This is a genomic window from Nocardioides imazamoxiresistens, from assembly GCF_032378595.1.
Classification (GTDB): domain Bacteria; phylum Actinomycetota; class Actinomycetes; order Propionibacteriales; family Nocardioidaceae; genus Nocardioides; species Nocardioides imazamoxiresistens.
Genome location: NZ_JAVYII010000003.1, coordinates 56,921 through 70,120, shown reverse-complemented (window position 1 = coordinate 70,120; position 13,200 = coordinate 56,921). Strand labels below are relative to the sequence as shown.

General features: G+C 74.1%; 12 protein-coding genes. 3 read left to right on the top strand and 9 right to left on the bottom strand.

All coding sequences use genetic code 11. The features are described 5' to 3' along the window. Window positions 1-29: 29 nt before the first annotated feature. Window positions 30-815 (bottom strand): SDR family oxidoreductase, encoded by a 786-nt coding sequence (locus RDV89_RS07245; protein WP_315732290.1) that lies wholly within the window; start codon window positions 813-815, stop codon window positions 30-32. A 106-nt stretch (window positions 816-921) separates the two neighbouring features. On the opposite strand from RDV89_RS07245, the gene RDV89_RS07240 reads away from it, so the two are divergent. Beyond that, the gene (locus tag RDV89_RS07240; RefSeq protein WP_315732289.1) at window positions 922-1,362 is read left to right on the top strand and encodes an SRPBCC family protein; all 441 of its coding nucleotides are present in this window, start codon (window positions 922-924) and stop codon (window positions 1,360-1,362) included. Window position 1,363: 1 nt separating this feature from the next. Then, window positions 1,364-2,851: a cryptochrome/photolyase family protein gene (locus RDV89_RS07235; RefSeq protein WP_315732288.1), complete on the top strand. Its 1,488-nt coding sequence runs from the start codon at window positions 1,364-1,366 to the stop codon at window positions 2,849-2,851. Window positions 2,852-2,876: 25 nt separating this feature from the next. Here the strand turns inward: RDV89_RS07235 and RDV89_RS07230 are convergent, their stop codons facing one another. Continuing rightward, window positions 2,877-4,130, bottom strand: coding sequence for an NADH:flavin oxidoreductase/NADH oxidase family protein (locus RDV89_RS07230; RefSeq protein ID WP_315732287.1), 1,254 nt, complete (start codon window positions 4,128-4,130; stop codon window positions 2,877-2,879). 59 nt (window positions 4,131-4,189) lie between these two features. Here RDV89_RS07230 and RDV89_RS07225 point away from each other — a divergent pair, with 59 nt between their 5' ends. Beyond that, window positions 4,190-4,792 carry a hypothetical protein gene (locus tag RDV89_RS07225; protein ID WP_315732286.1) on the top strand — a complete coding sequence of 201 codons (603 nt, stop codon included), beginning with the start codon at window positions 4,190-4,192 and terminating at the stop codon, window positions 4,790-4,792. A gap of 157 nt (window positions 4,793-4,949) precedes the next feature. On the opposite strand, the gene RDV89_RS07220 is transcribed toward RDV89_RS07225, so the two are convergent. The 7 genes from RDV89_RS07220 to sigK all read right to left on the bottom strand — a co-directional run bounded on the left by RDV89_RS07220 (window position 4,950) and on the right by sigK (window position 13,161). Beyond that, window positions 4,950-5,810, bottom strand: coding sequence for an NYN domain-containing protein (locus tag RDV89_RS07220; protein ID WP_315732285.1), 861 nt, complete (start codon window positions 5,808-5,810; stop codon window positions 4,950-4,952). A gap of 47 nt (window positions 5,811-5,857) precedes the next feature. Beyond that, window positions 5,858-6,694 (bottom strand): DUF1295 domain-containing protein, encoded by an 837-nt coding sequence (locus tag RDV89_RS07215; RefSeq protein ID WP_315732284.1) that lies wholly within the window; start codon window positions 6,692-6,694, stop codon window positions 5,858-5,860. Window position 6,695: 1 nt separating this feature from the next. Then, window positions 6,696-8,027, bottom strand: coding sequence for a class I SAM-dependent methyltransferase (locus tag RDV89_RS07210; RefSeq protein ID WP_315732283.1), 1,332 nt, complete (start codon window positions 8,025-8,027; stop codon window positions 6,696-6,698). A 124-nt stretch (window positions 8,028-8,151) separates the two neighbouring features. Then, window positions 8,152-9,537, bottom strand: coding sequence for a class I SAM-dependent methyltransferase (locus RDV89_RS07205; RefSeq protein WP_315732282.1), 1,386 nt, complete (start codon window positions 9,535-9,537; stop codon window positions 8,152-8,154). Continuing rightward, a complete protein-coding gene (locus RDV89_RS07200) occupies window positions 9,534-11,675 on the bottom strand; it encodes an FAD-dependent oxidoreductase (protein WP_315732281.1) in 2,142 nt (713 codons plus the stop codon). Before RDV89_RS07200 ends, RDV89_RS07205 begins: the two co-directional genes overlap by 4 nt. Then, on the bottom strand, window positions 11,672-12,529 hold the full coding sequence (locus tag RDV89_RS07195; RefSeq protein WP_315732280.1) for an anti-sigma factor: 858 nt from the start codon (window positions 12,527-12,529) through the stop codon (window positions 11,672-11,674). Before RDV89_RS07195 ends, RDV89_RS07200 begins: the two co-directional genes overlap by 4 nt. After that, window positions 12,526-13,161 (bottom strand): ECF RNA polymerase sigma factor SigK, encoded by a 636-nt coding sequence (sigK, locus tag RDV89_RS07190; RefSeq protein WP_315732279.1) that lies wholly within the window; start codon window positions 13,159-13,161, stop codon window positions 12,526-12,528. The genes RDV89_RS07195 and sigK overlap by 4 nt, the downstream gene beginning before the upstream one ends. Window positions 13,162-13,200: the final 39 nt, after the last annotated feature.

The following is a 13,200-nucleotide window of genomic DNA, read 5'->3' as shown; positions in this document are numbered from 1 at the left end:
CGCCGGGCACCACGTGCCTGGGGCGGACGTCAGTGCGAGGCGAGCCGCTTGTTGACCAGCCGGGTCAGCCAGGCCGGCGAGAAGCGGGAGCCCAGGGACAGCGCCCGGGTCTGACGTCCGACCGGGAAGTGCACCTGGTGCAGCGTGCGGGCCAGGCGCGAGGGCGTGACGGCCGCGAGCACCTGGTCGGCGACGTCCTGCGGGCCGAGGTGGATGCCGAGCGACTCGGTCGTGCCCGTGGAGACGCCCTGCGTCATCGCGGTCTCGACGAACAGCGGCCACAGCGACACGACCCGGATGCCCTGCGCGCCCCACTCGAGGTCCAGCGCCTCGGTGATGCCGCGCACGAAGAACTTCGTGGCGCTGTAGTTCGCGAGCTCGGCCTGCCCGTAGATCGCCGACGCCGAGGCCAGGTTCACCACGGTCGAGCCCGGTCGCAGGTGGGGGTGCGCGGCGTGCAGGCCGTTGACGACGCCACGGACGTTGACGTCGACCTCGCGCTGGTGGCGCGCCACGTCGATGTCCTCGAAGCGGCCGGCGTTGAGGATCCCGGCGTTGTTGAGCAGGACGTCGAGACGGCCGGTCCGCTCGACGAAGTCGCCCACCGCGGCCGCGAAGGCGGCGGAGTCGCTGACGTCGAGACGCGCGGTGATCGCGGTGGCGCCCGACGCCGCGACCTCGGTGGCGAGCGAGGCCAGCCCGGCCTCGTCTACGTCGTAGCCGCCGACGGTCCAGCCGGCGCGCGCGAAGGTGAGGGCGGTGGCTCGCCCGATGCCGGCGGCGGCGCCGGTGATGAAGATCGTCCGGGAGGTCATGGAGCACTTCCTACCACCGGGTAACCAACGGCGGCGAGGGTTGCGGTACCTCCGATGGTCGAGAACTACCGGAGGTACCGCGACCCGGTGTGGCTAGATTCGACGCATGACGACCGTCGAGCTGCAGCGCGACCTGCCCGCCGACCCGGAGCGCGTCTGGCGGGCGCTGACCGACCCCGCCGAGCTGGCGGCCTGGTACTGGCCCGAGCGGATGGCCCCCGCCGTCGAGTGCGACCCGGTGGTCGGCGGCGCGTGGCGGATCGCCTCCGCGCCGGACGGCACGGCGGTGGGCGGCCGCTTCCTCGCCGTCGCCCGCCCCCTCTCGCTGAGCTGGACGTGGCGCTGGGACGGCGAGGAGCACGAGAGCGTCGTCGCCGTCACCCTCGCCCCGACGGCGCCGGAGCTCGACACCCCGGACGGCACGCGGCTGCACCTGCTGCACGACGGCCTGCGCCCCGAGGACGTCGGGAGCCACCGCGAGGGCTGGGTCAGCTGCCTCGACCGGCTGCCCGCACACCTGGGCGCCGACGGGTCCGAGCGGGCCTGAGGTGCACGTCCGCCTGGTCCACCCGCACCAGCTCTTCGAGGAGCAGCGCGGCGTCGAGGCCGACCTCGTCGTGCTGGTCGAGCCGGACCTCTTCTTCCGGCAGTACGCCTTCCACACCCACAAGCTGGTCCTGCACCGTGCGTCGATGCGGCGCTTCGAGGCCGAGCTGCAGGCGGCCGGGCACGCGACGGCGTACGTCGAGAGCCGCGCCGACCGCGGCACCGACGCCCAGCTGACCGAGCTGCTGACCGAGCGCGGCGCGACGACGGTGAGCTGCTTCGACGTCGTCGACGACTGGCTCGAGCGCGACCTGCGCCGCATCGTCGGCAAGGCGCACGCGGAGCTTGTCGTGGAGGAGACGCCCGCCTTCCTCACCAGCGACGCCGACGTGCACGCCCAGCTCGCGCCGCGGCGCGGCAGCCGCCCGCGGATGGCGACCTTCTACTCCTGGCAGCGTCGCCGCCTCGACGTGCTGATGGAGGGCGACCAGCCGGTCGGCGGCCGCTGGTCGTTCGACGAGGACAACCGCGAGCCGTTCCCGAAGGGCGGCGTCGAGATCCCGCCGCTGCCGCGGCTACGGCGCGACGAGCACGTCCGCGCCGCGATCGCGTGGGTGGCCGCCGAGTTCCCCGACAACCCCGGCGACCCCGAGGACTTCCGCTGGCCGACCACGCGTACCCAGGCGCGGCGCTGGCTCGCGGTCTTCGTCGCGGAGCGGCTCGAGCGCTTCGGCCCCTACGAGGACGCGATCGCCGCGGACGAGGCGTTCGGCTTCCACAGCACGCTGAGCCCCGTCATCAACATCGGCCTCCTCTCGCCGGGCGAGGTCCTCGACGCCGCACTGGCCGCCGAGGACGTGCCGCTGGCGAGCCTCGAGGGGTTCGTGCGGCAGGTGATCGGGTGGCGGGAGTACATGCGCGGCGTCTACGTCACCCAGGGTCGCCGGCTGCGCACGACCAACCGCCTGCACCTGACCCGCGAGCTCGGCCCCGGCTGGTGGGACGGCACCACCGGTCTGCACCCGGTCGACGTGGTGGTGCGTCGTGTGCTCGAGCACGGGTACGCCCACCACATCGAGCGGCTGATGGTGCTCGGCAACGCGATGCTGCTGCTGCGCATCGACCCCGACGAGGTCTACGAGTGGTTCTCGGCGCTGTTCGTCGACGCCTACGACTGGGTGATGGTGCCGAACGTGTACGCCATGAGCCAGTTCGCCGCCGCGGAGGCCGTGACCACGAAGCCGTACGTCTCCGGGTCCAACTACCTGCGCAAGATGAGCGACTTCCGCCGCGCGGACGGTGAGCACGACGAGGACGGCCACGGCTGGGCGGAGGCCTGGGACGCGCTGTACTGGCAGTTCGTCACCGACCACCGCGACGGGTTCGAGGCCAACCAACGCACCGCGATGACGGTGCGCACCCTCGACCGGATGGACGGCGCCCGGCGCCGCGAGCTGGCCGAGATCGCCGCGCGCTGGCTCGCGAACTGAGGCGAGCACCGGTCAGCCTGCGGCCTCAGCCCCGGTTGGGCACGAACGCGCCGGGGCCGTTGCGCAACGCGGCGCTGACGGCGGTGCGCCACCACGGCCGCGCCAGGTCGGGCGCCTTGCCGGCGCCGATGCGATGCAGCTGGTCGGTGTGCCAGGACAGGTCGAGCGCGCTGTCGAGGGTGTGCAGCGTCGTCACGCGCCCGACGAGGCCGCGCCCCGCCCCCACGCGCACGGTCGGCAGGTCGATGCGCTCGCGGGTCCCGGCGACGAGCTCGCCGGCGACGTGGGGGTACGCGGACGCCGGGCGTCCCAGCCCGACCACGTCGCAGTCGCCGGAGGTCACGGCGCCGAGCATGGCCGCGCGGCTGCGGAAGCCGCCGGTGACGGCGAGCGGCACGTCGCCGGCCGCGGCGCGCACGCTGCTCGCGTACTCCAGGAAGTACGCCTCCCGCTCGCGCGTCGACGCGCGCCGCGTGTCCGGCCCGAACATGACCGGCGCCTCGTAGGTGCCGCCGGAGATCTCGATCAGGTCGACGCGCTCCGCGGCGAGCGCGGCGACGACGTCGCGGGACTCGGACTCCGTGAACCCGCCGCGCTGGAAGTCGGCCGAGTTGAGCTTGATGCCGACGGCGAAGCCCGGCGAGACCCGGGCGCGGACGGCCCGCACGACCTCCAGCAGGAAGCGGCGACGGCGCTCGGGGTCGCCGCCCCACGCGTCCGTGCGGCGGTTGGCGAGGGGCGAGAGGAACTGGGTGACGAGGTAGCCGTGGGCGGCGTGCACCTGCACTCCGTCGAACCCGGCGGCTTCCGCGACGGCCGCGGTGGCGGCGTACCGCTCCACCGTCGCGCGGATCTCCGCGTCGCCGAGCTCGCGCGGCCGGGTGGCGACGGGGACGTTCGCGGCGACCGCGCTGGGGGCGACCGGGCGGGCGCGGCCGACGAGCGCGTTGGCCTGACGACCGGGGTGGTTGACCTGCATCCACAACGGGGTGCCGGACGCGCGGAAGCCGCCCGCCCAGCGGGTCAGGGCGTCGAGGTGGCGCTCGTCGGAGACCACGACGTTGCCGGGCTCGCCGCGCTGGCGCAGGTCGACCATCACGTTGCCGGTCACGACGAGGCCCCAGCCGCCGCCGGCCCAGGCGTCGTAGAGCCGCTCCAGACGGCGGGTGGGGGCACCGGCGGACGTGCCGAGGGACTCGGAGAGCGCCGACTTCATGAGGCGGTTCGGCAGCGTCCGGCCGCAGGGCAGGACGAGCGGGTCGGCCAGGTCGACGGTCATGGCGCGGATCGTCGCACGCTGTTGAACGTAGTTCAAGAGTGGGCTGGCAGGCTGGACGGATGCGCATGCGCTTCGAGGGCGAGATCTCCGGGGTCGGGTCGACCAGCGGCACCCGCGTCGTGGTCGGGCGGTGGTGGGACTCGCCGTTCGGCGACGTCGCCGACGCCATGGTCGAGCGGGCCGACGGCCACCGCGTGCTCGTGGCGCCCACCGAGGACCTGGCCGAGTTCATCGCCGCGACCTACACCTTCGACGAGGTCCGGATCGAGCCGGTGACCGCGATCGCCGACGGCCCCGCCCGCCGCTTCGAGAGCCCCTCGCTGCAGCTGACCTGGCGCCTCGGCGCCCCCACGCTGCTCGGCCGGCTGGTCGGCCTGGTGCCGCGGCGCGTCGCCACCTCGCCCGCGTGGTGCGCGGTCACCGACCCCGTGGCGCGGGTGGTGCTGCGGGGCGTACGCACCCGCGGCACGGCCGGCAACGGACGCACGGAGTCCTACGGCGCGACGGGCGTACGCTCCCTGGTCGCCGCCGAGGGCCGCTTCGACGGCGCCGACCTCGGCGCCTTGGCGCCCGTCGACCCGCCCTGCCGGTTCGGCTTCAGCTCCACCCCGCGCCGGCCCTCCGCGACGCGCGTGACGACGACGGTGGACGTGCCGGCGTGAGCGGGTGGACGGACCCCGGCTGAGCCGCCGGGTGCCTCACCGGGAAGAAAACGCGGACCCGGGCCGCCGGGCGGAGCCGCTCCGTCCGCGTTCTCCCGCACGCCGTCCGCGTTTTCTCCGGCTGGCCGCCGAGCCAGCGGTCCCCTCCGCCCAGCGCTCAGCCCTCGAACCACACCAGCTGGTTCTTCGCGTCGGTCGCGACGCCGGCCTGGTCGCGCACGTACGCCGAGAACGACGAGTAGCCGAGCGTCGCCTCGTCGAATCCGGGGCTCATCCGCATCAGCACCTGCTTGAGCTCGCTCATCGGCACGCGGTCGTCGCTGCGCTGGCGCAGGATGTTGTTCATCGCGCGGCGGAACAGCTTGGCGTACGGCACCGGCTTGGCGCGGTCGTCCGGCGTGCCCGCGTCGGACCCCTCGGCGGGGTCCGCGGTCGAGGTCTCCGGAGCGGGCTCCTCCGCCGGCTGCGGGTCCACGCCGGGCAGCGCGTCGTACCGCTTGAACTCGTCGCAGGCCGCCTCCCAGTACTTCCCGATCGACCCCGCGACCCCGACGCCCACGACCGAGCGCCCGGCGCGCCGGGCCTTCTGCGCCACGGCGACGTAGTCGGAGTCGCCGGCCGCGATGACCACGTGGGTGAGGTCGTGGAAGCGCCCGAGGTCGTCGAGCACGTCGGTGGCGAGCCGGATGTCGGCGCCGTTCTTCGTGCCGGACAGCGGGAACAGCTGGGTGAGGTCGACGGCCCGCGAGGTCAGGTCCTCGGCGTAGCCGGTGAACGCCGGGCACGCCCAGTTGGCGTACGCCCGGTTGACCGCGACGACCCCGAGGGAGGCGGCGTAGTCGACGATCGCGTCCACGTCGAGGCGCGAGGCCTTGAGCTTCGCGCGCACCTCCGGCTCCCCGGCGGGCGCGTGCACCACGCGGTCCTTGTGCCAGGCGTTGCGGCCGTGCACCGCGTCGTACTGCGACGCCACCAGGTTCTCGAAGTCGAGGTAGAGGGCCACCCGCGTCTCGCTCATGCGCCGATCCTGCCCGACGGGCGGGCGCGACGCAGGCGGACCGGGGCCTACGCGCGGCGGGGCGGGCGCGGGACGAACATGGAGGTGCGGGCCGCGTACGCCGGGTAGCCCGGCCGCCGCATCATCTCGCGCTCGAGCAGGCGCGCGCCGGTGGCGAAGAGCAGGAAGCACGTCATCGCGACCGGCGCGACGAGCGTGGCCAGCCCGACGACCCAGCCCGAGGCCAGGCCGCCCACGAGCCACAGGCCCCACCACACGCACGCGTCGCCGAAGTAGTTCGGGTGCCGGGTCCAGGCCCACAGGCCGCGGTCCATCACCAGGGGCCGCTCGGGCTTCGGGATCGCCTTGTACGCCGCCAGCTGCGCGTCGCCGACCGCCTCGAAGACGATGCCGACGAGCCAGACGACGACGCCGAGGCCGACGACCCACCAGCCCCAGCCGCCCTCCGCTCCACCCGCGACCGGCAGCGCCATCGCCACCGCGACCGGGGTCGAGACGAGGAACATGGCGACGCCCTGGGTGAGGAAGACGCGGGTGACGGCGTAGGAGAACGGCCGCCCCTCCATCAGCTCCGCGTAGCGCGGGTCCTCCGGCGGCTTCTCGCCCGGGCCGAGCAGTCCGTGCGCGCGGCTGCGCACGTGCCAGGCCAACCGTCCGCCCCACACCGCGACGAGCGCCAGCAGCAGCGCCGAGCGCCACGTCGAGGTGTCGTCGGCGAGCGAGGCGCCGACGACGATCATCACCGCGGCGACCACGACGAAGCCGACGCCCCACGTCACGTCGACGACGGCCAGGCGGTCGGTGCGGCGCGCGAGCACCGCCGTACCCGTCATCAGCACCGCCACGGTCGCCGCGGCCGCGGCGAGCGTGAGGAGGACGGCCACGTCAGAAGTCGCGGCGACGCGGCAGCGTGTGCGCCGCGCCGGGGCGCACCATGAGGATCTGGTCGACGCCCATGCGGCCGTCGCGGAAGGCCATCCGGCCGCCCACGAGGTAGAGCCGCCACACCCGCACGACCTCCTCGCCGACCAGCTCGGTCAGGCGTGCCTCGTTCTTCTCGAAGCGCTCCATCCAGGCGTCGACGGTCCAGACGTAGTGCTCGCGCAGGGCGTGCACGTCGCGCACCTCGAGGCCGCCCTGCTCGAGCAGGTCCACGGTCTCGCCGACGGGTCGCATGTGCATGTCCGGCGCGATGAACGACTCGATGAACGGCCCGCCGCCGGGGTGGCCCTTGCGGCCGCCGGAGCGCGACATCTGCTGCACCAGCACGCGACCGCCGGGCTTGACGGCGTCGTGGAGCACGCCGGCGTACGCCCGGTAGTTCCGCTGGCCGACGTGCTCGCCCATCTCGAGGCTCGCGACCGCGTCGAAGTGGCCCTTCCCGCCGTTGCGCGCGGGGTCGGCCTCGGGCACGTCGCGGTAGTCCTGCAGCCGGATCTCGACCTTGTCGGCCAGGCCGCGCTCGGCGATGCGGGCGTCGATGAACCGCTTCTGCTCGGCGGCGATGGTCACGCCGGTGACCTGCGCGCCGTACCTCTCCGCCGCGAACAGCGACAGCGAGCCCCAGCCGCAGCCGACGTCGAGGAACCGGTCGCCGGCCTGCAGACCGATCTTGCGGCACACGAGGTCGAGCTTGTCGGCCTGCGCGTCCTCCAGCGTGTAGCCGGGGGTGGCGGGGTCCTGGGTGTAGTACGCCGACGAGTACGCCATGTGGTCGTCGAGGATCGCGGCGTAGAACTCGTTGGACAGGTCGTAGTGGTGGCTGATCGCCAACCGGTCGCGCAGCTTCGAGTGCAGGCGGCGACCCAGCAGGGCGTTCAGCGGACCGCCGACCTGGGCCTGGCTGCGCGGTGCCCGCGGCGGCAGGCCGACGGCGCCGGAGTCGAGCGCGACGCGCAGGGCGGCCGCGTACGCCTGGGGTCCCGGGCGTACGCCCGACAGGTCGCGCTCGGCGACGACCGCCCAGGCGTGGGTGAGGGCGTCGTCGAGGTCGTGGTGCACCTCGAGCTCCCCGGTGACGTACGCCTGCGCCGCGCCCAGCTCGCCGGGGTGGCGCACCAGGCGGCGCACGGCGGCGGGGGAGCGCAGCTCGACGAGCGGCGCGCCGACCGGACCGGCCTCGGAGCCGTCCCAGGCGCGCAGCCGCACCGGGAGGTCGCCGCCGACGAACGGACGCAGCGCCTCTTCGAGGCGCGGCGCGATGGGGGTGGTGGTCATGGGGTCTCCACGTCTGTTTCTTCGTCGGAGTTCCCGCTTAAGCGGGAACTCCGACACTTGGCTACCGTTTCGACGGGCACACAGTGCAGGACTCCCCGGTTAACCGGGAACTCCTGCGCAGGGCTCAGGCCCGCTTCTCCAGCACGAGCTGCTGCACGTCGATGTACCCCGAGGCGAAGCCGGCGCGGGAGTACTCGAGGTAGAAGTGCCACATCCGGGCGAACGTGTCGTCGAAGCCGAGCGCGCGCACGTCCTCCCACGACGTCAGGAACGCCTCGTCCCAGCGGCGCAGCGTCTCCGCGTAGTGGCCGCCGAACGAGAGCCGGTTGGCCTCGCCGAGCAGGCGCAGGGACGTCGCGTCCCGCGTGATCTCGTCGATCACGGGCACGGACGGCAGGAAGCCGCCCGGGAAGATGTACTTGTTGATCCAGGTGTAGGTCCGCCGCGTCGCGAGCATCCGGTCGTGGGGCATCAGGATCGCCTGGATGCCGGCCCGTCCGCCGGGCGCGAGCACCTCGTCGATCTTCTGGAAGTACGTCGTCCAGTAGTCGAAGCCGACCGCCTCGATCATCTCGACCGACACGACGGCGTCGTAGCCGCCCTCCGGGGCGACGACGTCGCGGTAGTCGCACAGGTCCACGGTGACCGCGTCGGCGAACCCGTCCGCGGCGATCCGCTCGCGGGCCAGCGCCTGCTGCTCGGTCGAGAGCGTCACGGAGTGCACGGTCGCGCCGCGGCGCGCGGCCCGCAGCGCGAGCTCGCCCCAGCCGGTGCCGATCTCCAGGACCCGGCTGCCGGGGCCGACGCGGGCCTCGTCGAGGAGCCGCTCGATCTTGCGGGCCTGTGCCTCCTCGAGCGACGCGGGCTCGCGGGGGTCGGGGGCGGTGGCGACCTCGTGGCCGCCGACGGGGTCGATCCGCGCGATCGTCTGGTGCTCGAACAGCGCCGAGGAGTAGCTCATCGTCGGGTCGAGGAACGCCGTGAACAGGTCGTTCGACAGGTCGTAGTGGTGCGCGATGTTGGAGCGGCTGTTCTCCGTCGAGCTGACCTGGTGGCGCGGGGGCCGCTGGACGTACGCCGTGCGCAGCCGCTGCATCCATCCGGGCACGAGCGTCGGCATCTGCGCGGCCAGCACGGTCAGGACGTCGCCGAGCGCGCTGGGCGAGGCGCCCTCCTCGCCGCCGGGCACGTCCCAGGCGCCGGTGAGGTACGCCTCGCCGAAGCCGATCAGGCCGCCACGGCCGAGCCGGGCGAAGAACTCGTCGGGCCGGCGCAGGATCATCACCGGCCCGCCACGGCCCCACACGGGGGCGTCGGGGCCCTCGCCGACGCGGACGGTCAGGTCGAGACGCTCGACGACCTGGTGGAACAGGGCGCGGGCGATGCGTGCGTACGCCTGGGTGCGCGCGCCGTGCGGCACGTCGAGCAGCCCGGGCCAGCGGCCGCGGTCGAGGTGGCGGTCCGGCGGCGGGACGGAGACGAGGGGACCGGAAGCGGCGTCGGTGCTCATCGCACACCCTCCTGGTGGTGGTCGGGACGGGGCTGGATCCGCAGCCGGCGGGCCCACAGCCAGACGCCGTGGAGCCGGATCAGCAGGGATCCTCTCAGGGCCTCGGGCGCGGCGCGCCAGACCCTGGTACGCCGGTGCTCGGGGCGGCCGGCGAGGGTCGCGGTGAACCGCGCCCCGTCGTCGGTGTCGAGCGTGACGGCGATGTCGAGGCGGCCGTGGGCGCCGGCGCTCGGCGTCGGTACGGCGATGCGGTAGGTGCCGTCGGTGCCGTGGAACGGGGAGACGTACATGGCCTTCGGGGTCTGGGCCCGGCCCTGCGCGTCGGGGTGCACGACGTACGCGTGCCGGTCGCCGTAGGTGTTGTGCACCTCGACGACGACCGCCGTCGGCACGTCCGCGGTCGAGGCGCCGGCCTCGAAGCACCAGAACACGCTGATGGGGTTGAAGCAGTAGCCGAACGCCCGGGGCTGGGCCGCCATCAGGATCCGCCCGCGGCGACCGTCGCGGTCGAGCTCGATCCCCTGGAGGTCGAGCAGGTGCTCGACGTTCGCGCGGATCGAGCGGTCGGGCTCGCCCAGGTGGTCGCGGGCCTCGAAGGACCCCTTCGCCCAGGCCAGGCGGCCGTGGTCGGGCAGGTCGTCGACGTCGACGACCCACGTGCGCGAGGTCAGCTCGAACGTCCGCTTCCACGGCCGGCGCCGTGTGTGCCGCACGGTGGTGCGGTAGACGGTGCCCGCCGGGTCGGTGCCCGGCGTGGCCTGGCGTCGCGCGGCGGCCGCAGGGGTCGTCGCGGTCGTGGTCGTGTCGTCCCAGGTGAACCCGAGCCGGGCGGCGGCCTCGGCGCCGGAGCGCGCGCCGTCCTCGTGGAAGCCCCAGCCGTGGTACGCCCCCGCGAGGGCGACGCGGTCGGTCTCGGCCTCGCCGAGGCGCGCCTGCGCAGCCACCGAGGCCCGGTTGTAGAGGGGGTGCTCGTACTCCATCGTCGCGATCACCGTCGCCGGGTCGACGATGTCGAGACCGCCGAGGGTGACGAGGAAGCGGGTGTCGGGCGCGCCCGGCAGGTGCGGCACGCGCATCAGCCGGGTGAGGTCGTAGGTGATGGTGACCGGGCCGCCGCGCTGCTCCAGCGCCGCGCCCGTGGCCGGCTCGCGACGCAGGTAGTTCCACGACGCCCGCGCCCGCTCCTGGCGCGGCAGCACCGAGGTGTCGGTGTGCAGCTGCGCGGTGTTGGGGGTGTAGGTCATCGCGCCGAGCAGCTCGCGCTGGACCGCGGTCGGCTGCGTCAGCAGCGACAGCGCCTGGTGCGGGTGGGTGGCGACGACGACCGCGTCGTACGTCTCGACCGCGCCGTTGCCGTCGGTGATCTCGACGCCCGTCGCGGTCTCCTCGAGGCCGATCACCTTGGTGGAGGTACGCACGTCGGGCAGCAGCGCGGCGACGCGCTCGACGTACTCCCGCGACCCGCCCGTGACGGTGCGCCACTGCGGGGAGCCGAAGATGCCGAGCATCCCGTGGTGGTCGAGGAACCGGAAGAGGTAGCGGGCGGGGTAGTCCAGCGCCTCGGCGGGGTCGGTCGACCAGACCGCGCCGACGAGCGGCTCGGCGAAGTGCGTGCGGAAGGCGGGCGAGAAGCCGCCGGCGTCGAGGAACTCGCCGAAGGTGACCCGGGCGTCCGTGTCGGAGCCCTCCGCGTCGAGCAGGCGTCGCGCCTGCCGGTGGAACGCGGGGATCTCGGTGAGCATCCGCAGGTAGCCGGGTCGCGCCGCGTTGCGCCACGTCGGGAAGAGGCCCGGTAGGCCGAGCGCGCCGGCCCACTCCAGCGGGCCGCCCGGGGCGGCGTCGTCGCGGATCGACATGGACATCTCGGAGTCCTGCGTCGCCACGCCGAGCTCGGCGAACATGCGCAGCAGCACCGGGTAGGTGCGCTCGTTGTGCACGATGAAGCCGGTGTCGATCGGCACCGTCGTCTCGCCGCCGCGCCCGTCCGGGACGGGCACGAGGTGGGTGTCGGCGTGCCCGCCGAGGCGGTCGTCGGCCTCGTACAGCGTCACGTGCGCGCTGCGCGAGGCGACGTAGGCAGCGGTCAGGCCCGCGACGCCGGAGCCGACGACGGCGACGCGGGTGGAGCGAGTGCTCATGCTTCCTCGAGCGGGAACAGGGCGATCGGGTCGGAGGTCGGCTCGTCCGAGCCGCCCGCCGGCTCGACGGTGATGCCGACCGCGTTCGCGGCGTCGGCGTCCCCGTCCAGCAGCACCAGGTCGGTGTCGCCGGGCATCAGGCCGGCCGGCACCATCGCGTCGTCCTCGTCCTGGAACCAGAGCTGGTAGACCTGGTCGGCGTTCAGCCCGGGCATGTCCGCCGTGCTGATCACGGCCGCGCCCAGGTCGTCCGACCAGTGCACGCTCGCCTCCGCGCCGTCGGGCAGCGGGAGCGTCGAGTGGGTCGCCTGGACGTCCGCCGCGGCCAGGACCGCCTCGGCGGTCACGGGCTCGTCCGCCTGGTTCTGGCTGCTGGAGGAGTCGTCGCCCGTCAGCTGCACGACCGTGCCGACGCCGCCGGCGACGATCACCGCCGCGGCTGCCGCGACCAGCGCGGTGCGAAACCGACGCCTCCGCAGCGGCACCACGTTGGTGTCGCGGCCCGGGAGGTCACCCCCCGGTGCCGCAGCCGTGGCGTGGCTCGCGCCGACCCCGGCCGGGACCCCGATCGGGGCGGTCGACGCGGCCGGTGCGCCGACGGCGGGGACCGGGGCGTCGGACTCGGGCGGCAGCGGCCGGACGTTGGAGTTCTGGGCGAGCACGGAGGCCCGCAGGCCGGCCGGAGGGGCGACCTCGGCGGCGAAGGGGAGCAGGGCGGCGGCCTCGCGCAGGGAGGCGACCTCGTCGCGGCAGCTCTCGCACTGCGCGAGGTGGACCTCGAAGTCGGCCCGCTCGGCGTCCGACAGCGCGTCGACGGCGTAGGCGCCGGACAACAGGTGGATGTCGTTGGTCACTGTCCCACTCCCATCGCGTCTCGCAGGCGGATCAGTCCGTCGCGGATCCTCGTCTTCGCCGTTCCGACCGGCAGGTCCAACATCGCGGCGACCTCTGTGTGTGTGTACCCGCCGAAGTAGGCGAGCCTGACTGCTTCGTGCTGCACCTCGGTGAGCGCGCCGAGGGCGGTGCGGACCCTCTCGGCCTCCAGCGACGCGTACGCCGCCTCGGCCGTCGCGTCGTGGTCGACCTGGCCGGCCTGCTGGTGGTACGACGTGTCCCGCCGCGTGGAGGCCTCCGCCGACCGCACGCGGTCGACGCTCTTGCGGTGGGCGATGGTCATCAGCCACGACAGCGCCGAGCCGCGGTCGGGGTCGAAGCGGGACGCCGTGCGCCAGACCTCGAGGTAGGCCTCCTGCGTGACCTCCTCGGCCTGCGACGGGTTGCGGACCACCCGGAGCACGAGCCCGTACACGCGCGGTGACGTCGCGTCGTACAGCTCGGCGAACGCCGCCTCGTCCCCGAGCGCCGAGCGGCGCAGCAGGGCGCCGTAGACGGCGTTGGGGTCGGGCGGTGGGGCCGCGTGGTGCGGGCTCTCACCGCCCGTGCCCTCCGGCTGGTCGCCGGAGGGCACGGAACGGAGGGATGTCATGCTCGGATTCTTCCCTGTGGGAGGTCGGGTTGTCGCCCG

Coding starts and splice junctions, on each gene's coding strand:
- RDV89_RS07245 (WP_315732290.1), bottom strand. CDS start 815: ATGACCTCCCGGACGATCTTCATCACCGGCGCCGCCGCCGGCATCGGG.
- RDV89_RS07240 (WP_315732289.1), top strand. CDS start 922: ATGACGACCGTCGAGCTGCAGCGCGACCTGCCCGCCGACCCGGAGCGC.
- RDV89_RS07230 (WP_315732287.1), bottom strand. CDS start 4,130: ATGACCGTCGACCTGGCCGACCCGCTCGTCCTGCCCTGCGGCCGGACG.
- RDV89_RS07225 (WP_315732286.1), top strand. CDS start 4,190: ATGCGCATGCGCTTCGAGGGCGAGATCTCCGGGGTCGGGTCGACCAGC.
- RDV89_RS07220 (WP_315732285.1), bottom strand. CDS start 5,810: ATGAGCGAGACGCGGGTGGCCCTCTACCTCGACTTCGAGAACCTGGTG.
- RDV89_RS07210 (WP_315732283.1), bottom strand. CDS start 8,027: ATGACCACCACCCCCATCGCGCCGCGCCTCGAAGAGGCGCTGCGTCCG.
- RDV89_RS07205 (WP_315732282.1), bottom strand. CDS start 9,537: ATGAGCACCGACGCCGCTTCCGGTCCCCTCGTCTCCGTCCCGCCGCCG.
- RDV89_RS07200 (WP_315732281.1), bottom strand. CDS start 11,675: ATGAGCACTCGCTCCACCCGCGTCGCCGTCGTCGGCTCCGGCGTCGCG.
- sigK (WP_315732279.1), bottom strand. CDS start 13,161: ATGACATCCCTCCGTTCCGTGCCCTCCGGCGACCAGCCGGAGGGCACG.